Annotated in this window: 21 protein-coding genes and 1 pseudogene; 9 read left to right on the top strand and 13 right to left on the bottom strand. The window is 73.1% G+C overall.

The annotated features are described in order from the left end of the window. The first annotated feature begins 21 nt into the window (after positions 1–21). The 3 genes from IEZ24_RS09410 to IEZ24_RS09400 are packed head-to-tail and all read left to right on the top strand — an operon-like array spanning position 22 to position 3,691. Positions 22–780, top strand: a complete 759-nt coding sequence (locus IEZ24_RS09410; protein WP_129456403.1) for an oxamate carbamoyltransferase subunit AllH family protein — start codon at positions 22–24, stop codon at positions 778–780. Beyond that, positions 777–2,288: an FdrA family protein gene (locus tag IEZ24_RS09405; protein WP_129456402.1), complete on the top strand. Its 1,512-nt coding sequence runs from the start codon at positions 777–779 to the stop codon at positions 2,286–2,288. The genes IEZ24_RS09410 and IEZ24_RS09405 overlap by 4 nt, the downstream gene beginning before the upstream one ends. Then, complete coding sequence (locus IEZ24_RS09400) at positions 2,285–3,691, top strand: YlbE family protein (protein ID WP_129456401.1); 1,407 nt, start codon at positions 2,285–2,287, stop codon at positions 3,689–3,691. Before IEZ24_RS09405 ends, IEZ24_RS09400 begins: the two co-directional genes overlap by 4 nt. Before the next feature lie 54 nt (positions 3,692–3,745). On the opposite strand, the gene IEZ24_RS09395 is transcribed toward IEZ24_RS09400, so the two are convergent. The 9 genes from IEZ24_RS09395 to moeZ all read right to left on the bottom strand — a co-directional run bounded on the left by IEZ24_RS09395 (position 3,746) and on the right by moeZ (position 11,023). After that, positions 3,746–4,423, bottom strand: coding sequence for a lysophospholipid acyltransferase family protein (locus IEZ24_RS09395; RefSeq protein ID WP_129456400.1), 678 nt, complete (start codon positions 4,421–4,423; stop codon positions 3,746–3,748). A gap of 5 nt (positions 4,424–4,428) precedes the next feature. Then, positions 4,429–4,761, bottom strand: coding sequence for an MGMT family protein (locus tag IEZ24_RS09390; RefSeq protein ID WP_207206897.1), 333 nt, complete (start codon positions 4,759–4,761; stop codon positions 4,429–4,431). Further along, positions 4,758–5,264, bottom strand: coding sequence for a hypothetical protein (locus tag IEZ24_RS09385; protein ID WP_129456399.1), 507 nt, complete (start codon positions 5,262–5,264; stop codon positions 4,758–4,760). The genes IEZ24_RS09390 and IEZ24_RS09385 overlap by 4 nt, the downstream gene beginning before the upstream one ends. Further along, positions 5,264–6,538 carry a DUF58 domain-containing protein gene (locus tag IEZ24_RS09380; protein ID WP_129456398.1) on the bottom strand — a complete coding sequence of 425 codons (1,275 nt, stop codon included), beginning with the start codon at positions 6,536–6,538 and terminating at the stop codon, positions 5,264–5,266. Before IEZ24_RS09380 ends, IEZ24_RS09385 begins: the two co-directional genes overlap by 1 nt. Beyond that, positions 6,535–7,530, bottom strand: a complete 996-nt coding sequence (locus IEZ24_RS09375) for an AAA family ATPase (RefSeq protein ID WP_242498572.1) — start codon at positions 7,528–7,530, stop codon at positions 6,535–6,537. The genes IEZ24_RS09380 and IEZ24_RS09375 overlap by 4 nt, the downstream gene beginning before the upstream one ends. Next, positions 7,517–7,954: a hypothetical protein gene (locus IEZ24_RS09370; RefSeq protein WP_129456397.1), complete on the bottom strand. Its 438-nt coding sequence runs from the start codon at positions 7,952–7,954 to the stop codon at positions 7,517–7,519. Before IEZ24_RS09370 ends, IEZ24_RS09375 begins: the two co-directional genes overlap by 14 nt. Beyond that, positions 7,951–8,754 carry a DUF4129 domain-containing protein gene (locus tag IEZ24_RS09365; RefSeq protein ID WP_129456396.1) on the bottom strand — a complete coding sequence of 268 codons (804 nt, stop codon included), beginning with the start codon at positions 8,752–8,754 and terminating at the stop codon, positions 7,951–7,953. The genes IEZ24_RS09370 and IEZ24_RS09365 overlap by 4 nt, the downstream gene beginning before the upstream one ends. A 91-nt stretch (positions 8,755–8,845) precedes the next feature. Next, positions 8,846–9,715, bottom strand: coding sequence for a hypothetical protein (locus IEZ24_RS09360; protein WP_129456395.1), 870 nt, complete (start codon positions 9,713–9,715; stop codon positions 8,846–8,848). A 108-nt stretch (positions 9,716–9,823) separates the two neighbouring features. After that, positions 9,824–11,023: an adenylyltransferase/sulfurtransferase MoeZ gene (moeZ, locus tag IEZ24_RS09355; protein WP_129456394.1), complete on the bottom strand. Its 1,200-nt coding sequence runs from the start codon at positions 11,021–11,023 to the stop codon at positions 9,824–9,826. Between the two features lie 219 nt (positions 11,024–11,242). On the opposite strand from moeZ, the gene IEZ24_RS09350 reads away from it, so the two are divergent. The 3 genes from IEZ24_RS09350 to IEZ24_RS09340 are packed head-to-tail and all read left to right on the top strand — an operon-like array spanning position 11,243 to position 12,434. Beyond that, positions 11,243–11,830 carry a TetR/AcrR family transcriptional regulator gene (locus IEZ24_RS09350; protein WP_129456451.1) on the top strand — a complete coding sequence of 196 codons (588 nt, stop codon included), beginning with the start codon at positions 11,243–11,245 and terminating at the stop codon, positions 11,828–11,830. A gap of 51 nt (positions 11,831–11,881) precedes the next feature. Further along, a complete protein-coding gene (locus tag IEZ24_RS09345; protein ID WP_129456393.1) occupies positions 11,882–12,100 on the top strand; it encodes a DUF3107 domain-containing protein in 219 nt (72 codons plus the stop codon). Positions 12,101–12,119: 19 nt separating this feature from the next. Continuing rightward, the gene (locus tag IEZ24_RS09340; RefSeq protein ID WP_129456392.1) at positions 12,120–12,434 is read left to right on the top strand and encodes a GlsB/YeaQ/YmgE family stress response membrane protein; all 315 of its coding nucleotides are present in this window, start codon (positions 12,120–12,122) and stop codon (positions 12,432–12,434) included. 6 nt (positions 12,435–12,440) lie between these two features. Here the strand turns inward: IEZ24_RS09340 and IEZ24_RS09335 are convergent, their stop codons facing one another. Beyond that, a complete protein-coding gene (locus IEZ24_RS09335; RefSeq protein ID WP_129456391.1) occupies positions 12,441–13,115 on the bottom strand; it encodes a ferritin-like fold-containing protein in 675 nt (224 codons plus the stop codon). 248 nt (positions 13,116–13,363) lie between these two features. On the opposite strand from IEZ24_RS09335, the pseudogene IEZ24_RS09330 reads away from it, so the two are divergent. Then, positions 13,364–14,683, top strand: a pseudogene (locus IEZ24_RS09330) (DEAD/DEAH box helicase); the annotation flags it as partial. A 30-nt stretch (positions 14,684–14,713) separates the two neighbouring features. On the opposite strand, the gene IEZ24_RS09325 reads toward IEZ24_RS09330, so the two are convergent. After that, complete coding sequence (locus IEZ24_RS09325; protein ID WP_129456390.1) at positions 14,714–15,568, bottom strand: ParA family protein; 855 nt, start codon at positions 15,566–15,568, stop codon at positions 14,714–14,716. A gap of 60 nt (positions 15,569–15,628) precedes the next feature. On the opposite strand from IEZ24_RS09325, the gene IEZ24_RS09320 reads away from it, so the two are divergent. After that, positions 15,629–16,381, top strand: a complete 753-nt coding sequence (locus IEZ24_RS09320) for an SDR family NAD(P)-dependent oxidoreductase (protein ID WP_129456389.1) — start codon at positions 15,629–15,631, stop codon at positions 16,379–16,381. Positions 16,382–16,392: 11 nt separating this feature from the next. Beyond that, positions 16,393–16,935, top strand: a complete 543-nt coding sequence (locus IEZ24_RS09315) for a GNAT family N-acetyltransferase (RefSeq protein ID WP_165356169.1) — start codon at positions 16,393–16,395, stop codon at positions 16,933–16,935. Here IEZ24_RS09315 and IEZ24_RS09310 read toward each other — a convergent pair. Continuing rightward, a complete protein-coding gene (locus IEZ24_RS09310) occupies positions 16,874–17,563 on the bottom strand; it encodes a hypothetical protein (protein WP_191192839.1) in 690 nt (229 codons plus the stop codon). The two genes, IEZ24_RS09315 and IEZ24_RS09310, sit on opposite strands and share 62 nt — an antisense overlap. Positions 17,564–17,662: 99 nt before the next feature. After that, positions 17,663–19,174, bottom strand: coding sequence for an HNH endonuclease signature motif containing protein (locus tag IEZ24_RS09305; RefSeq protein ID WP_191192838.1), 1,512 nt, complete (start codon positions 19,172–19,174; stop codon positions 17,663–17,665). Between the last annotated feature and the right edge of the window lie 6 nt (positions 19,175–19,180).

Below are 19,180 nucleotides of genomic sequence, written 5' to 3'. Positions count from 1 at the left end.
CCCGCTAGCGTCTGGGGAGTGATGTCCGGACCACTTCCCGTTGCGGCACCACAGCGAGTCCGCGAGCGGCTCCTCGCCGCCGCCGACGGCGCCCGGCCGGTCCTCCACGCGAGCAGCACCGCGATCTACGTCGACCTCGACGGCTGGTGCCTCGGGATCGTCTCGGCCGGAGCCACCCTGGTGCCGTGCGCGCTCTGGTCGAGGCTGCCCGACCTCACGCAGGTCGCAGGCCGCCACCCGCGCGTCGAGGTGCGCGACGGCACCTTCGTCGTCGGTGGCCACGAGACGCGCATCGGACGGCTCGTGGATGTCACCGCCCCCGCGCCGCGTCCCGGCGGCCGGTCGCTCACACCGCACCCGGTGACCTCCGGGCTCGACCTGCCCGCGGACGGGCGCCTGACCACGACCCACCTCGACGGCCTGCTCGGCCGCGGCCCCGGCCTGACCCCGCTCGGCGACGACGTGCTGGCGGGCTGGCTCGCCACCCGCGCCGCCGCCGGCCGACCGGACCCCGTGCTGGTCCCGGCCGTACGTCGCCGGCTGGGCGTCACGACCCTGCTGTCCGCGACCCTGCTGGACTGCGCCCTGCGCGGCGAGGTGCTGCCCCAGCTCGCGGACTGGCTCGCCGGCCCCACGACGGCGACCACCGACGCGCTCGTGGCCGTCGGCGCCACCTCGGGAGCCGGCCTGCTCACCGGCGCGCAGCTCGCGCTGGCCTCGCTGACCGACCAGGACAACCCCCACGACCACTCCACCGACCGCCCCGGGAGGGCAGCATGAAGGACCACGTCGAGCTCCGCAGCGGCGCGTACGCCGACTCGGTGACCCTGCTCCAGGTGAGCCGGGCCGTCCAGGCCACGCCCGGCGTCGTCGCCGCGCAGGTCGCGATGGCCACCGGGCTCAACCTCGAGGTGCTCGAGTCGATGGGCTTCGACGTGCCCGCCTCCTCCCCCAACGACATGGTGGTGGCGCTGCGCCTCGACGACGACGCCGACGTCGCGCAGGCGCTGCAGGCCGTCGACGCCGCGCTCGCCCCCACGCGGCCGTCGGCCGGCGACACCACCGAGGCCCCGCCCCGGACCACCGGGAGCGCACTGCGGCGCACGGGCCCCGGCGCCCTCGCACTCGTGTCGGTGCCGGGAGTCAGCGCGACCGTCGAGGCGATGGACGCGCTCGAGTCCGGCCACGACGTCATGGTCTTCAGCGACAACGTGCCGCTCGCCGAGGAGGTGGCTCTCAAGACGTACGCCGCCTCGCGCGGTGCGCTGGTGATGGGCCCCGACTGCGGGACCGCGGTCATCGACGGCGTCGGCCTGGGCTTCGCGAACACCGTGCGTCCCGGCCGGATCGGCATCGTCGCCGCCTCCGGGACCGGGTGCCAGCAGCTGCTCGCGCTGCTCCACCACGCGGGCGAGGAGCTGGCCGCGCAGGGCACCGACGGGATCGGCGTACGCCACGCGCTCGGCGTCGGGGGCCGCGACCTGTCCGCGGCGGTCGGGGGCCTCGCGACCCGAGAGGCACTGCGCCGCCTCGACGCCGACCCGGAGGTGGACCTCGTCGTGGTCGTCTCCAAGCCTCCCGCCCCCGAGGTCGCCGAGGCCCTCGCGCGCGAGACCGACGCCCTCGGGACGCCGGTCGAGCTCGGCCTGCTCGGCCGCGGCCAGCGCGACCTCACCGCCGTCGCGGAGGCCGTGCTCGCGCGGCTCGGCCACGACGCACCCACCTGGCCGGTGCACGGGGCCGACGACGCGGCTGCTGCCACCGGACCGCTGCTGCGCGGCCTCTTCGTCGGCGGGACGCTCTGCGACGAGTCGATGCTGCTCGCGACCGAGGCGCTCGGCCCGGTCCGCAGCAACATCCCGCTCTCCGACGACCTCGCCCTCGACCCCGGGGAGCTGCTCGCCGACACCCACACGTTCGTCGACTTCGGCGACGACGCCCTCACCCAGGGCCGTGCCCACCCGATGATCGACCCGACGCTTCGCAACGAGCAGATCGCCCGCGCCGCCGCCGACCCCTCGACCGGGGTGATCCTCCTCGACCTCGTGCTCGGCCACGGCGCCGAGCCCGACCCGGCCTCCCTCCTGGCCCCGGCCATCGAGGCGGCACGCGCGGACCGGCCGATCCCGGTCGTCGTCAGCCTCGTCGGCACCGACCTCGACCCGCAGGGCCTCGCCGCGCAGCGCGACGCCCTCGTCGCCGCGGGCGCCGAGGTCCACCTCTCCAACGCGGGCGCCACGCGCCGCGCCCTCGACCTGCTGAACCGATCCGCTGGGAGCACCCGATGAGCCAGACCACCGCCCCCACCGTCGTCACCTGCGGCGCCGACATGTTCGCCGACGCCGTGGCCGGCCAGGCCGTCGACGTCGAGCGCGTCGACTGGCGCCCTCCGATGCCGGGCACCGAGGCCGACCTCGCCGCCGTCGCCACCGACGCGCGCCGCGTCGAGGCCAACCGCACGGCCGTCGAGGCGATGCTCGGCGTCACCGCCCACCTCGTCGACGTCGCCCCCGCGAGCGAGGTCCTCGGCCTCGAGAAGGGCCAGTTCCTCCACGCCGGTCCGCCGATCGAGTGGGAGCGGGCCTCCGGTCCCCTGCGCGGCGCCCTGATGGGCGGCGCCGCCCTGGAGGGCCTCGTCGACGACCCCGAGGACGCGGTCGCGCTCTTCGAGTCCGGCAGCACCGTCAGCCTCGAGCCGTGCCACCACCGCAGCGCCGTCGGCCCGATGGCGGGCGTGGTCACGCCGTCGATGTGGATGTGGGTCCTGGAGGACCGCGCGACCGGCCGCCGGACGTACTGCTCCCTCAACGAGGGCCTCGGCAAGGTGCTGCGCTACGGCGCCTACAACGACGAGGTGCTGACCCGGCTGCGCTGGATGGGCGACGTGCTCGGCCCGCTCCTGCAGGCGGCCGTACGCGGCACCTCCGAGGCCACCGACGTCACCGGCATCCTCACCCAGATGCTCCAGATGGGCGACGAGGCGCACAACCGCAACCGTGCCGGCACGCTGATGCTGCTGCGCGACCTCTCCCCCGCGATGGTCACCTCTGCCGAGGACGGCGGCTTCGCCGCCAAGGACGTCGCCGACGTGCTGCGCTTCGTCGGCGGCAACGACCACTTCTTCCTCAACCTCGCGATGCCCGCCTGCAAGCTCGCCCTCGACGCGGGACGCGACGTGCCCGGCTCGACGATGGTCGTGGCGATGGCGCGCAACGGCACCGACTTCGGCATCCAGGTCTCCGGCACGGGCGACGAGTGGTTCACCGGCCCGGCGCAGGTCGCCGAGGGCCTCTTCCTCGGCGACTTCGGCGCCGACGACGCCAACCCCGACATCGGCGACTCCGCGATCACCGAGACGGCCGGCATCGGCGGGTTCGCGATGGCGACGGCGCCGGCGATCGTCCGTCTCGTCGGCGGCTCGGTGCCCGACGCGCTCGCCACCACGCGCCGCATGCACGAGATCACCCTCGCGGAGAACCCGCGCTGGTCGGTGCCCGTGCTGGAGTTCCAGGGCACGCCCACGGGCATCGACGTGTCCAAGGTGTGCCGTACGGGGATCCTGCCGCAGATCAACACCGGCATGGCCGGCGCGGTCGCCGGCGTGGGCCAGGTCGGAGCCGGCCTGGTGACCCCGCCCGCGGAGATCTTCCCGAAGGCGCTGGCCGCGCTCGCGGCACGGGTCCCGCGCTGAGCGGTGCCCCGACGCCCGTCGTGTGAGGAACTGCTGCCCCGTGCCCGGGCGGGGTCAGGTCGTGGAGGCGGCGCGCTCGTTGTAGGTGCCGGCCTGCTCCTGGCCGGTCAGGCCGGCGATCGCCGTCATGATCCGGTCGGTGAGGTCGCGGCGGGCGCGGCCGGTGGGGACACCGTCGTACTCGCCGGCGACCGTGATCGGCTCGCCGAAGCGCACCGTCACGTCGACCCCCCGCAGCCGGGGCCGGTTCGAGCCGACGGGCTGGATGTCCTCGGTGCCCTGCAGCCCCACCGGCAGGACCGGGCAGCCGGCGGTCAGCGCGAGGTGCGCGACGCCGGTGCGGCCACGGTAGAGCCGGCCGTCGCGCGAGCGGGTGCCCTCGGGATAGATGCCGAACGCCTCCCCGCGCCGCAGCACCTCCAGCGCCGTGTCGAGGCTCGCGATCGCGGCCTTCGTGTCGTCGCGGTCGACGGGGAGCATGCCGAGCCCCTCGAACCACGCCCGCTGCGCAGCCCCCTTCACGCCCGTGCCGGTGAAGTAGTCGGACTTGGCGAGGAACACGACCTTGCGGGGCACGACGACGGGGATGACCACGCTGTCGAAGAACGACAGGTGGTTGCTCGCCACGATGACCGGGCCGGTCGTCGGCACGTGGTGGAGGCCCTCGACCGTCGGGCGCCACACAGCACGGACGAGCGGAGGGATGACGCCGTGCGCGACCGTGTAGAGCATGGGCGTCATTGTGCCCCGAGGCGCGGCGCCGAGAACGCGCGTGTCAGATCCACGGACCCGTTGGGTCGCAGCGGCGTGCCCTCCTCCAGGTAGGCCTGCCGCGCCTCCTCGTCGTGCGAGGGCGGCAGCGAGCCGTCCGCGCGGACCACCCGCCACCACGGCACGGCGGCGCCGTGGGTGGCCATCACGTTGCCGACCAGGCGCGGCCCGCCGCGGCCGAGCCGCTCGCCGACCACGTCGGCGATGGCACCGTACGTCGTCACCCGGCCCCGCGGGACCGACTCGGCACACCGCAGCACCAGCTCGGCGTACAGCTCGCGCTCCTCCTCGGTGGTCACCGTGCCTCCGACCGGGTCAGCCGCGCGGTCACCAGCAGGAGCGCGGACAGCAGGGCACCGGCGGCGAGCCAGGTCCCCGGCGGGGCCCACGCAGGGTCGAGGCCGCGCAGCGCCAGCCACGTGACGGGCACGGGCACGAGCGCCAGCAGTCCGCGCACGAGCCACAGGCGGGCCAGGCGGCGGTCGACGGCGAGCGTCGCGGGCCCGTACGCCGCGAGGACCGCGGCAAGGTGGGCCGCGAGGAGCAGCACCGCCACGACGGGCACCCGCCAGTCCAGCACGTCGTGGGAGGCCCACCACCCGCCGACGAGCACGAGCGGCACGACACCGACCGCGTGGTCGGGCGTACGCGCCCACACGGCCGCGCTCACCGGCACGCCGAGGAGCACGAACCAGTGCGGCACCTCCGGCAGCGCGAGCGCCAGCGCGAGGCACGGCAGTGCGAGGACCAGCGCCCGCAGGGCCAGGGCAGAGGGGGCGGCACCGGACGCAAGGGGGCGCATCAGGCACGCACCTTGGGCACCTGGGCGCGACGCGCGAGCAGGTGGAGCACCGTGTCGAGCGTGCCGGGACCGCGCCACGGCACCACCGGGGTGCCGAGACCGGCCAGCCGCCGGAGGCGGTCGTCGCGCTCGATGCGCTGCATCCGCGCGGCCAGGGAGGGCAGCGCGAGGCGGTCGGTCCCCGCGGACATCGCCTCGCCGAGGGTGTCGACCACGATCACCGAGGCGCCGCTGCGCTGGAGGCTCGCGGTGGCGGTGACCAGTGGGGTGAAGAGCATCGGGGACAGGACGTGGACGACGCTGCCGGCACCCGCCCCGAGGTCGAGCCGCTCGGGCGGCACGCTGCGGGCCTCGGTGCGCACGCGCGCGAGCGTGCCGTGCAGGCGGTGCAGGTGGCGCGGTCCAGCGCCCAGCGGGACGCGCGTGCCGTCGGCGGCGACGACGAGCAGGCCGACCCGGTCGCCCGTGCGGACGTGGTGCTCGGCCAACGCGGCGGCGGCGCGCACAGTGAGGTCGAGGGTGCTGGCGGCGCCGTCCACCCCGCCCGAGACCCCGATGTCGCGCAGCCCGTCGACCACGAGCCACACCCCGGCGTCCTGCTCGGCGCGGGTGGTGATGACGTGCAGCTCGCCGGTGCGCAGCGACACCGGCCAGGTGATCCGCTTGAGCCGGTCGCCGGTGGCGAAGGGCCGGATGCCCTCGAACTCGGTGCCGCCGCCCAGCCGGCGCGAGCGGTGCCGGCCGACCAGCCCGTCGGGTTGCGGCACCTCGGCGCGGCTGTCGTACGGCGCCGTCTGCGGCAGCACGCTGAGGCCGTGCCGGGGCAGGTCGAGCGGTCCCCAGCGCCATCCTGCCCACGCGCTCGTCAGCCCCACGCGCTCGGAGCCGAGGTCGCGGCGGCCCCACCGTCGTGGGCTGAAGCGGAGCGTCGGCAGCCCGTCGTCGACGAGTGCGCCCACGGCACCGTACGGCGGCGAGGTGGCGACGTGGGGGGCGACGCCGGCGACCCGGGTGACGTGCTCGACGCCGGCGAGGTCGTCGACGTCGAGCCGGGAGGTCGACCCCTGGCCCTCGTGCAGCCGGTGGTGGTCGAGGCGCGCCGTCACCCGGGGCGCGGTGCGCGGTCGGGCGGCCAGGCCCATCGCGGCCACGACGACGAACGGGGCGGCGAGCACCACCATCACCTCCTGGCCGAGCACGACCCCCGCCGTGACACCTCCGAGCGCGAGCAGGCACGCCCGCACGAGCGCGGGTGTCGGCTGCCAGGAGGTCACCGCGTCTCCAGGGTCCGCGGGGTCTCGACCGAGGCCAGCACGGAGTCGACGACCCGCGCGCCCGACGCCTGCGTCATCCAGAGGTCCGGCTTGATCGTGATGCGGTGCGCGAGCACGGCCCGGGCGACGACCTTGACGTCCTCGGGCACCACGAAGTCGCGGCCCCGGATCGCCGCCCAGGCGCGTGCGGTGAGCACGAGCCCGAGGCTGCCGCGCGGCGAGGCGCCGACCAGCACGTCGGAGTGCGCGCGGGTCGCCGCGACCAGCGACACGCAGTAGCGAGCCACCGACTCGTCCACGACGACGCGCTCCACGGCGGCCTGCACCGCAGCGAGCCCGGCGGCGTCGGTGACCTGGACGACGTCGACCTCCTCGCGCTGCCGGTCGAGTCGGCGGCGGAGCACGTCGTACTCCTCCCCCGCGGTCGGGTAGCCGAAGCCGACGCGCATGAGGAAGCGGTCGAGCTGCGCCTCCGGCAACGGGTACGTGCCCTCGTACTCGACGGGGTTGGCGGTGGCCAGGACGTGGAACGGGCTGGGCAGCTGGTGGGTCTGGCCCTCGACGGTGACCTGGCCCTCCTGCATCGCCTCGAGCAGCGCCGCCTGCGTCTTCGGCGGGGTGCGGTTGATCTCGTCGGCGAGCAGGAGCCCGGCGAAGACCGGGCCCGGCCGGAAGTCGAACTCTGCGCGCCGCTGGTCGTAGACGTACGCCCCGGTGAGGTCGGCCGGCAGCAGGTCGGGGGTGAACTGCGCCCGGGCGAACTCCAGGCCGAGCGCCCCGGCGAAGGACCGCGCGGCCAGGGTCTTGCCGAGCCCCGGGAAGTCCTCGAGGAGCACGTGCCCCTTGGCGAGGATGCCCGCCAGCACCAGCGCCAGCACCTCACGCTTGCCGACGACGGCACGGCCCACCTCGTCCAGCACGCGCTCGGCGAAGTCGGCCACCGCGACGGGGTGGGACGGGGCGCCGGAGGGGCGGGGGTCAGCGTCGGTCACGGGCTTCCTCGATTCGGGTCAGGATGCGGTCGATGTCGGCAGGGGTGAGGCGGTGCACGCCGGAGACCTCGTGCTGGACCTGCGCAGCGAGGTCCGGGTCGCGGCCGCGGGCGAGCTCGACGAGCCGGTGTCCCAGCGCGTCGGACGGGTGGTCGGCCTGCTGGTGGCTGGACAGCACGCGGAGGTCGGAGGTGGCCTCGTCGACGCGGTCCGACCTCGGCGGCATGCCCTGCTGCCAGTGCGCGACGGGGACGTCGACGATGTCCACGACGAGGTAGGTCATCGCGAGCACGACGACCGCCCAGACGGCGTACGGCAGGGGCTGGGGGTCGAAGTCGAGCCACACGGCCATCGCGTAGCCGATGCCGGCCAGGACGACTCCGCCCCCGACCCGGCCGCGCCAGCGCGCGAGGACGTCCCTCACGACCGCACCCCGAGGCTGCGCCGGACGGCGGCCAGTGCGCTGAACGCCTCCGACCGGTGCTGCTCGGTGATCTCGTGGTGGGAGAAGCGGGCCTCGCGGTAGAGCTCGGCGAGCCGGCTCACCGGGACGTCGTCGGCGTCCGCGAGGTCGAGGATGCGCAGGGCGTACTCGGACGACGTCTCCGCACCGCGCCGCGGCACGCCTGCCCGCTCGCCCTGGACCTCGAAGCGGTGCCAGGCCTCGACGATCGCGTTGCGGGGGTCGCCCTCACGGAGCAGCGCGTCCTGCTCGACGGCGTCCCGGGCGACCTGCTCGGCGACCCGGCCAGGCTCGTCGAGGACGGCGAACTCCACGTCCGGGCGCTCCTCGCGCCTGCCCCGGCGTGCCCTGAAGTGGCGCGCGACCTCGATCAGCAGCCACAGCACCAGCGCCGCGCCAGCGGCGAGCAGCAGCCCGAGGAACGTCCACACGAGCAGCTTGAGCCAGAACGGGGGCGGGTTATCCCGGACGATGTCCTCGGCCTCGTCGCGGACGTCGGCCGCGGGCGGGTCGCAGTAGCCGCTGTCCAGCGCGTAGTCGTCGGGGTACACCACCTCGGTGGTGCCGTCGGGGTTCGTCCGCACCGGCAGCGGCGTGCAGGACTCCGTCGCGCTGATCGTGGCCGGCCGCGGCCCGGGGCCGGTGAAGACCTGGTCGGGGCCGAGCAGCGTGGCCCACGCGACCAGCACCATGAACAGGCAGGTGGCGGCCACGGCGGTGACGGCACGCGCAGCCGGCGGCCAGTCCCCCAGAGCACGCATGGCGCGACCCTAGGTGAACGGGTCGCGCCATGCGAGGGGGGCGCGCCTGGTGGGGACAGGCGCCTGTGGGGGTCAGGTGGGAGTCACGACCTCAGAGGAGCGGGCTGAACGGCTCCGTGCCGGGCACCAGTCGCAGGCCGGCGATGCCGCTGGTGGACTGGGCGTAGGCGAGCTCGTGGGCCAGGTCGCCGACGCCGTTGGACCCGGCGAGCGGGGCGAGGGCGAGCGTGGACAGGGTGCCGAGCGCGTTGCCCTCGGCGTCGAGGAAGGCCGAGCCGGAGTCACCCGGGACGCCGGGCGTCACCGTGTAGACCGGGTGCGACCACCCGTCGCCCTCGGTGCCGAGGCTGGTGCCCTGCTTGGGCGACAGCGTCTCGATGCCGCCGCGGAGGCTGGAGTTGCCGTAGGAGTAGACCGTGTCACCGGCCGCGGTGCCGGTCGTGTTGAGGGCGACCGGTCCGCCCCAGAACGGGACCGACGGGTTGACCTCGGCGGCGTCGGCGGCGTCGACCTTCACCAGGGCGAAGTCGTTGTAGGCGCAGGCGTTCTCGTCGGTCTCGCCGCGCTGCTGCATCGCCAGCCAGGAGGAGTAGACGAGCGTGCCGCCGCCGACGCGGGTGCCCTCGGCGAGGAGCGAGCCGCCCTCGACGAAGTCGACCCTGGTCCCGAGCGGGAGCGAGCCGGCGTCGCAGCCGTTGGTGTCGGTGGCCTCACCGGTGCCGGCGCAGTGGGCGGCATAGCCGACGTACGTCGTGCCGGCGGTGTCGGTGAAGACGAAGTTGGCGGTGCACTGGGCACCGTCGGTGTACATCTGCACCCCGGGGTGGATCGTGGCCGTGTCGGCGGGAGCCCAGGCGGTCCGCACCTGCTTCTTCGGTGCGGCGGTCGCGGGGGCGCTGGTGGCGGCCGCGGCCACGAGGCCCGCGGCGGCGAGGGTCAGGAGCTTCGTGGGAGTACGCATGCCACCCTCAACGAGGCATGGCTCACACGGGTTACGCGCGGGTAGTCACTCCTGACCACCCGCGCGTCCCGCTGCGTGCAGGGTGCGTACGGGAGGGGCGTACGGGGATCAGTACGCCGGCTGGCTCGGGTCGATCTGGCTGACCCAGGCCACCACGCCGCCGCCGACGTGGACGGCGTCGGAGTAGCCGGCGCCCTTGACGATCGCGAGCACCTCGGCCGAGCGGACGCCCGACTTGCAGTGGAGCACGATCGGCTTGTCGCTGGGCAGGTCGCCGAGCGCGTTGCCGTTGAGGAACTCGCCCTTGGGGACGAGGCGGGCGCCCGGGATCTGGTTGATCTCGAACTCGTTGGGCTCGCGCACGTCGATGAGCTCGAAGTCGCGGGTCCCCTCCTCGCGCTCCTTGAGCATCGCCTCGAGCTGGGTGACCGAGATGGTGGAGCCGGCCGCCGCCTCGGCGGCCTCGTCGGACACGGCGCCGCAGAAGGCGTCGTAGTCGATGAGGCCGGTGACGGTGGCGTTCTCGCCGCACAGCGCACAGTTCGGGTCCTTGCGGACCTTGAGCTTGCGCCACTCGAGCTCGAGCGCGTCGTAGATGACGAGCTTGCCGATCGCGGGGTCGCCGATGCCGGTCAGCAGCTTGATCGCCTCGTTGACCTGGATCGAGCCGATGCTGGCGCAGAGCACGCCCAGCACGCCGCCCTCGGCGCAGCTGGGCACCATGCCCGGCGGCGGGGGCTCGGGGTAGAGGCAGCGGTAGCACGGCGCGTCGTCGGCCATCGTCGGCGCGAAGACCGAGGCCTGGCCGTCGAAGCGGTAGATCGAGCCCCACACGTAGGGGATGCCCAGGAAGTAGGCCGCGTCGTTGACCATGTAGCGGGTGGCGAAGTTGTCGGTGCCGTCGACGATGAGGTCGTAGCCCTCGAAGACCTGCATCACGTTGTCGTTGTCGAGGCGCTCGTCGTGCACCACGACCTCGACGTAGGGGTTGACCTCGGCGATCGACTCCTTGGCCGACACGGCCTTGGAGCGGCCGATGTCGGACATCCCGTGGATGATCTGGCGCTGGAGGTTGGACTCGTCGACCTCGTCGAACTCCGCGATGCCGATGGTGCCCACGCCGGCGGCGGCGAGGTAGAGCAGGGCGGGCGAGCCCAGTCCGCCGGCACCGATGACCAGCACCTTGGCGTTCTTCAGCCGCTTCTGCCCGCTCATGCCCACGTCGGGGATGATCAGGTGCCTGCTGTAGCGGCGCACCTCGTCCACGGTGAGCTCCGCAGCGGGCTCGACCAGTGCTTCGAACGACACGTCTTCTCCTTGACTCGGGTGTCGGTGCAACAGCACCGGCGTCCTCCATGTTCCCCGCGGCCTCCGGACACGCGGTGCCGCGTCCCGCGATACGGACGCGGGCTCAGGGCGTACGGGCGGCTAGGCTCGGCCCGACCGACTACTCAGGAGTACGACGTGACCGCAGGCAGCACCGACACCTCGTTCGATGGCGCCCAGCCGCGACCGCGCGGCGGGCGGATGCCGCGCCGCGAGCGCCGCGCGCAGCTGCTCGAGTCGGCCCTTGAGGTCTTCGTCGCCCAGGGGTACCACGCAGCCGCGATGGACGACATCGCCGATCGTGCCGGCGTCTCGAAGCCGGTGCTCTACCAGCACTTCCCCGGCAAGCTCGACCTCTACCTCGCGCTGCTCGACACCTCCTGCGACCTGATCATCGACAACTGCCGCGAGGCGCTCGCCTCGACCACGGACAACAAGGACCGCGTCACGGCGACGATGAAGGTCTTCTACAGCTACGTCGCGTCCGAGGAGGGTGCGTTCCGGCTGGTCTTCGAGTCCGACCTCACCAGCGAGCCCGACGTGCGCGAGCGGGTCGACCGGGTGACGACGGAGTGCGCCTCGATGATCGCCGACGTGATCCGCACCGACACCGGCCTGCCCGACGAGGCCTCGGAGCTCCTGGCCGTCTCGCTCGTGGGAATGGCGCAGGTCTCCGCGAGGTTCTGGCTGGCGGGCGGCGGAGAGATCAAGCAGGACGACGCCGCGGCCCTGATCGCGGGCCTCGCGTGGCGCGGCATCCGGGGCTACCCGATGACCGACGACCACTGACCCGGCATCATTCATCACGACGTACACCCCCTGAGCTGAGGAGCATCCACCGTGGAGGTCAAGATCGGCGTGCAGCACGCCCAGCGCGAGCTCGTGCTCGACACCGACAGCACGCCCGAGGACGTCGAGAAGCTGCTCGGCGAGGCGCTCGCCGACAACGGCGTGCTGCACCTCAAGGACACCAAGGGTCGCGCGGTGGTCGTGCCGGCCTCCAAGATCGCGTACGTCGAGCTGGGCTCCCCGAGCGCCAGCACCGTCGGCTTCCGCTGACCCGCGCGGGAGGACAGCCATGGGTCTGCTCTGGACCATCCTCGTCACCATCGCGGTCGGTCTGGTCATCGGATTCCTCGGCAAGGCGATCGCCCCCGGTGACCGCGACAACATCCCGCTGTGGCTGACCGTCGTGTGCGGCATCGTCGGCGCGTTCGTCGGCAGCTACGTCTACTACGGGCTGTTCGGCGTCGCCGACAACTACCCCAACGGCGACATGTACGACACGAGCCGCGGCCTCGACCTCTGGCGCCACGTCTGGCAGGTCGGCGTCGCCGCGGTGCTGGTCGTGGTCGCGGCGACCTTCACCGGTCGCCACACCCCGAGGGCCTGACGGACCTCAGGCCTCGAGACCGAGCTCGGCCATCCGGGCGGCGTGCAGCTCGGTGAGCCGGGCGAACATCCGCCCGAGCGCCGCCAGGTCGAGCCCGGGACGGTCGACGCCGCCGGCGAGCAGCGCCGTCAGCGAGTCGCGGTCGCCCGCGACCCGCTGGGCCTGCGTGAGGGCCTCCCCCATCAGCCGGCGGCCCCACAGCGCGAGCCGACCGCCGAGCCGGTGGTCCTCGGCGATCCCGGCGCGGACCCGCTCGACGATGAACGCCGTCTGCCCCGTGTCCTCCAGGGAGCTGATGATCACCTCGCGGGTCTCGGGGTCGAGGTAGGCCGCGATCTCGCGGTAGAAGTCCGCGGCGAGGCCGTCGCCGACGTAGGCCTTGATCAGCCCCTCGTAGTAGTCCGAGGGCGCCGTGTGCGCGTGGAAGCTGTCGAAGCTGTGCCGGAAGGCCTGCATCGCCTCGGCGGGGTCGGCGCCGAGCTGCTCGAGCCGCTCGACGAGCTTCTGGAGGTGGCCGAACTCCGCGGTGGCCATCGCACCGATGGCGATCTTGTCGCCGATGCCGGGCGCCATCTTGGCGTCCTCGACGAGACGCTCGAAGGCCGAGAGCTCCCCGTAGGCGATCGCCCCGAGGAGGTCGACGGCGGCTCGGCGGTAGTCCTCATCGGGCGATTCCGTCATGTTCGCAGCGTAGCGATAGCATCATGGTGACCGAGCCGCCGACTCATCCGGTGGCCGCCTGTATGTGCGCGGTCGGCACTTGTCCCCTCTGAGGGCGTGCGAGTGGGCTGACCGCATACGCGTGGGACAACCCGACTCATCAGAGAGCGACACCATTCGTGACCACCTTCCGTGAACTGGGCGTGCTGCCCGAGATCTGCGACGCGCTCGACCGCGCCGGCATCACCACCCCCTTCGCCATCCAGGAGATGACCCTCTCGGTCGCCCTGCTCGGCACCGACCTCATCGGCCAGGCCCGCACGGGCACCGGCAAGACGCTGGCGTTCGGCATCCCCGTGATGCAGCGGTCGATCGCGCCGAGCAACCCGGCGTACGCCGACCTCCCGCAGGGCAAGCCGCAGGCGCTCATCGTCGCCCCGACCCGCGAGCTCGCGCTCCAGGTCTCCAGCGACCTGAGCCTGGCCAGCAAGGACATGGGCCTGCGCGTCCTCACCGTCTACGGCGGCGTCGGCTACGAGCCGCAGCTCGAGGCCCTCGACGCCGGCGTCGACATCGTCGTCGGCACCCCCGGTCGCCTCATCGACCTGGCCAACCGCCGGGCCCTCGACCTCTCGCACGTGCACGCGCTCGTGCTCGACGAGGCCGACGAGATGCTCGACCTGGGCTTCCTGCCCGACGTCATCACCCTGCTGTCGAAGACGCCCGAGACGCGCCAGACGATGCTCTTCTCGGCCACCATGCCGTCCGCGATCGTCGCGCTGGCCCGCACCCACATGCGGCACCCGATGAACATCCGCGCCGAGTCGTCGTACGACACCACGATGGTGCCGGCGACCGCGCAGTTCATCTACCAGGCCCACGACCTCGACAAGCCCGAGATCATCGGCCGCATCCTCCAGGCCGAGGACGCCGACAAGATGATCGTGTTCACCCGCACCAAGCGTCAGGCCCAGCGCATCGCCGAGGACCTGCAGGAGCGCGGCTTCAGGGCCTCGCCGCTGCACGGTGACATGGCCCAGGTCGCGCGCGAGAAGGCGCTGGCCCGCTTCCGCGAGGACAAGATCCAGGTCCTCGTCTGCACCGACGTCGCCGCTCGCGGCATCGACGTGCGCGGCGTCTCCCACGTCATCAACTACACCTGCCCCGAGGACGACAAGACCTACGTCCACCGCATCGGCCGCACCGGCCGCGCGGGGGCCTCCGGCATCGCGATCACCTTCGTCGACTGGGCCGACCTGCACCGCTGGAAGATGATCAACAAGGCGCTCGACCTGCCGTTCGACTCCCCACAGGAGACGTACTCGACCTCCGAGCACCTCTTCCACGACCAGGGCATCCCGGCCGGCACCAAGGGCCGTGTCGTCGACCCCGCCCCGGTCGAGAAGAAGGAGCGCGCGCCGCGCGAGGGCTCGCGCGAGCGTCGCTCCTCCGACCGCTCGGGGTCGGGCCGGTCAGAATCCCGCTCCGACTCTCGCTCCGACTCTCGCTCCGACTCCGCGTCCGCCGAGAAGTCCGGTGACGCGCCGCGTCGCCGCAACCGCAACCGCCGGCGTACGCGCGGCGGTGCGTCGGTCGAGACGCCGAAGGGCTGACCTTCGTCACCTCCGCGCGCGAGCGGGCTTCTTCGCCACCTTCTTCTTGGGGCGGGAGGCCCGCTCGACGAGGTTCTGGGCGACCTCGCGGTAGGCCGTGGCGCCCTTGCTGCTGCGGCTGGTCGCGAGGATCGAGCGTCCGGCGGCCGGGGCCTCGGCGAACTTGATGGTCTTGGGGATCGGGGGCTCGACGACCTCGAGGTCGTAGGTCTCGCTGATCGTCTCCAGCACCGTGCGGGCGTGGTTGGTGCGGCCGTCGTAGAGCGTCGGCAGCACGCCCCACACCTCGAGGCCGCGGTTGGTGAAGCGGCGTACGTCGTGGACGGTGTCGAGCAGCTGGCCGACGCCGCGGTGCGACAGCGTCTCGCACTGCAGGGGAACCAGCACGCCGTCCGCGGCGGTCAGCGCGGCGACCGTCAGCACGCCCAACGACGGCGGGCAGTCGAGGAGCACCCAGTCGTACGGCCCCTCCTCGGTGTCACCGAGGTCCTCGGCGAGCTGCTCGAGCGCGCCCTTGATGACGTGCTCGCGGCCGGTGCGGGTCAGCAGGTCGGCCTCGGCGCGGGCCAGCTCGATCGTGGCCGGCAGCACGTCGACGCCGTCCTCGGTCTCGATGATGACCTCCGCTGCGTCGATGCCCTTGGTGAGGACGTGGTGCACGGAGATCTCGAGGTCCTCGGGGTCGATGCCGAGCGAGAACGTCAGGCAGGCCTGGGGGTCGAGGTCGACCAGCAGGACGCGGTGCCCGAGCTCGGCCAGCGCGGCACCGATCGAGGCGACGGACGTGGTCTTGGCGACCCCGCCCTTCTGATTGGCGACGGCCAGCGTGACGGGGGCCGCTCCCCGGCTCTTGGTGCTCATTGGGCCCCATTGTGCAGGACGGGGTCGCAACCACCGCGGGTGTCCTGAAATGCTGGTGACATGAGCACTGCACTGATCACCGGCGCGACCGCCGGCATCGGCCACGAGTACGCCGTCCAGCTCGCCGCCCGCGGCGACGACCTCGTCCTCGTCGCCCGCGACGCCGCCCGCCTCGAGCAGGTCGCCGAGGAGCTGCGGCGCGCCCACCAGGTCGAGGTCGAGGTGCTGGTCGCCGACCTGGCCGACCGCGACCAGCTCGCGACCGTCGAGGCGCGCCTGGCCGACCGGGAGCGGCCGGTGGACCTGCTGGTCAACAACGCCGGCTTCGGGCTCAAGCAGCGCTTCCTCGACAACTCCGCCGATGACGAGACCGCGATGCTCGAGGTCCTGGTCACCGCGGTGCTGCGGCTGAGCCACGCCGCCCTCGGCCCGATGGCCGAGCGCGGTCACGGCGGCATCATCAACGTCTCCAGCGTCGCCGCCTTCCTCCCCCGCGGCACCTACTCCGCCGCCAAGGCGTGGGTCAACAGCTTCAGCGAGTGGGCCCACATGGAGTACAGGTCGCGCGGCGTGCAGGTGATGGCACTCTGCCCGGGCTTCACCAAGACCGAGTTCCACGAGCGGATGCAGGTCAAGCGCGGCGACGGCTTCATGTGGCTCGACGTCGACTTCCTCGTGCGCACGTCCCTCGAGGACTTCGCGAAGGGCCGCGCCTACTCCATCCCCGGCATGCAGTACAAGGCCATCCGCGTGCTGACCACCGCGATCCCCAACCGGGTGCTGCGGCTGACCCAGTCGATGGGTCGCCGCTGAGGATGCGGTCAGTGACGACCGCTCCCCCGCTCCCGGCGTACGACGTCCGCCTCGCGGGCGTGGCCGAGGTGGCAGGCATCTGCGAGGTCTGCAGCGAGGGCTTCGCCGAGTCGTCGCGCGGGCTGCTGCCGCCGGCGACGATCGAGCAGCAGGCGGCGGCTTACTACGCCCCCGACCGTGTGCTCCGGGAGGTCCTGTCGGCCGGCGAGGACCCGCGCTGGCAGGGGTACGTCGTCGCAGTCACTGCTGCGGGCCGGGTCCTCGGCGCAGCGGGCGGAGGCGTCGCCCCGCACGGGCTCGGCCAGGTGTACGTGCTCTACCTCGATCCGGCGCTCCGCGGCCGGGGTGTCGGCACTGCCCTGCTGGACTTCGTCACCGCCCAGCAGCGGTCGGTGGACGCCTCGGAGCAGTGGGTGTCGGTGACAGACGGCAACCGGATGGGCATCCCGTTCTACCTCGCCCGCGGCTTCGTCGTGCGCGACCGGGTGCCGTTCACGACGACCGACGGTCGACCCACCGGCGCGCACTCGCTTCGGATGAGCCGTCCGGTCTGAGGGGCGTGTGTTCCGTGCAGCGGTGCTGGCTGGTCGCCGCCCTGCGGAACAGCTCGACGAGCAGGTTCGCGTACCCCACCGTGTCGTCGATGGCCCGGTGCGTGTGCTCCACGTGGCCGAACCACTGTGCGGGGAGCGTGTCGACGTCGACGGTCCCAGCCGACTCCCCCGTGACCGCCGCGGCATAGCTGCGGATGCACAGGCCCGGACCGATGAACACCCGGTCCTCCTCGTGGTGGCCCTGCCGGATGCCGTACGCCGTGAAGCGGCGAAGGTAGTAGTCGATCCAGATCCCGTCCAGCGCGAGCGGGAAAGCCGCGAACATCCGCGGCGACGGCAGGTCACGCAGCCACGCGACGTACCGCTCCATCACGGCCACCACGGGCTCGGGCGACGTGGTCGCTGCGCGCCACGCCTCCGGGTGGTCCGCGAACCACGCCAGGGTCCTGGCATCCGGTGCCGTGCCGGGCAGCGGTTCAAGCACCGCCTCGAAGCGCCCGTGCTCCGTGCCGTCGGCCGATATCGCCACCGAGGCGAAGGACCGCATCGAGTTGATGCCTGGCCACGGTCCGTCCAGCTCGACGTCCGTCACCACGTAGGTCCACGGGTCAGCGGGCTCGTCCGTCACGCCCGGCAGTATGTCGCGGGCAGCGGAGGCGCGGCCCTCGACCCGCTGTGGCGACGCGCCGCTGGCCCGATCACCGGTGGTGTCGGGCTGGCGGGGCGGTCAGGGTCTGTACCCCGGTTCTGGTCGGGGTCGTGGGCGTGGTGGGTCGGTGGTGATCCGTCGCCCTGAGGGGAGGGTCCACTCGTACGCGCCGTCGGGTCGTCGGTGGTAGGTGAAGGCGCCGAAGGTCTTGGCCCGGTGGTGCCGCCGACACAAGGGCGCGAGGTTGTTCGGGTGGGTCTGGCCGGGTGGCCCGCCCTCGGCGATCGGGACGTACTCGATGATGTGGTCGAGGTCGGCCCGGTCGGAGGGGCGGGTGCAGCCGGGGAACACGCACGTCTCATCCCTCAGCCGGACCGCCGCGGCCATCCGCGCGGGCGGGTCGTGCGCGTCCACCGCAGGCATCCGGTCTGCGTCGAGGACGGGCTGGATGACCACCTTGCCTGCGGTGAGCAGCCACGCCTGGAGCCGGCCCAGCAGCATCGGCCCGAGCTCGTCGCTGCGCGCGACACCGCGCGGATCGATGCCGTGCGAGTCAACCGATTGGTCGTGAGCGATGAGGTCGCGGTCAGTCACGTGCAGGACCAGCCGCACCTCACCCGACCCGCCTGTCCGGCCTGTCTGGCCTGTCTGGCCGTTTCGCGGGTGGGTGGTGGGGCGGCGGAACGGGTCCGCGGCGGCGTAGGTGGCCTCCTCGGCTACGCACACGCTCTCGTCACGGTCGGGGTCGACGTCACGGTCGGGGTCCGCGACATCCGCGGCAGCGAGAAGATCGAGCGCCTGCTGGGGGTCGGCCAGCAGCCCGACCGCATGAGCCCGTCGTACGCCGAGGTCGCCGTGGTGACCCAGCGCCTTCATCGTGGTGGCCATCGTCGACACGGTGTTGTCGAACGCGATCGCATCGGCGGTGTCGAGACTCATGAACACCTCGCTCACCCCGGGCGCACCCTGCTCGTGGTGCACCTCCACCCGGCGGGCGGCGAGGGCCTCGTCGTGGTCGGCGATCGCGCGGTCCGGGTCGGCGTACAACCGGGCCTCGTGGACCAGCACCCCGACGCGGTGCGGGTTGAGCCGACGCGGCTGCCAGGCCAGCAGGCGGTCCGCGTGTCCGGCCGCGACCAGGTCGAGGTCGCGTGACACCCGGGCCGCCTCCCGGGCCAGCCGCACCGGAACGTCGAGCGAGCGGACAAGTGTCCACAGGCGTGGCAGGCGGTGGGCCAGGTCGAGCACGTCACCCAACAAGGCGAGGGTGGCCTCGTGGGACTGCTCGAGCACCGCGGCCAGCTCGATGACCGCGAACTCCGCGACCAACGGGGTCCCGTCCCCGGCGATCGGGAGCGGACGCTCCCCGAACAACGCCGCCGCAGTCCCGGGCGTGTGGATCGTCTCCGAGCGCCACCCCGCCGCGACCTCCTCGTCGGTCACGACGTGCGCGTGCGCCCACGCCAGCGCCGACTCCAGGACCTCGACCTCGACACGACGCTTCGCACGCATCGCCGCCACCGCACGATCCAGCACCACACGGCTCGAGAGCCGGGTGCTGGTCGCGGGTGCCGGAGCGGTGGTGGACATGGGTCC

Source organism: Nocardioides ganghwensis, from assembly GCF_014779655.1.
GTDB lineage: Bacteria > Actinomycetota > Actinomycetes > Propionibacteriales > Nocardioidaceae > Nocardioides > Nocardioides ganghwensis.
The sequence above is the reverse complement of the archived record's forward strand: the minus strand, read 5'-3'. Positions and strand labels throughout refer to the sequence as shown.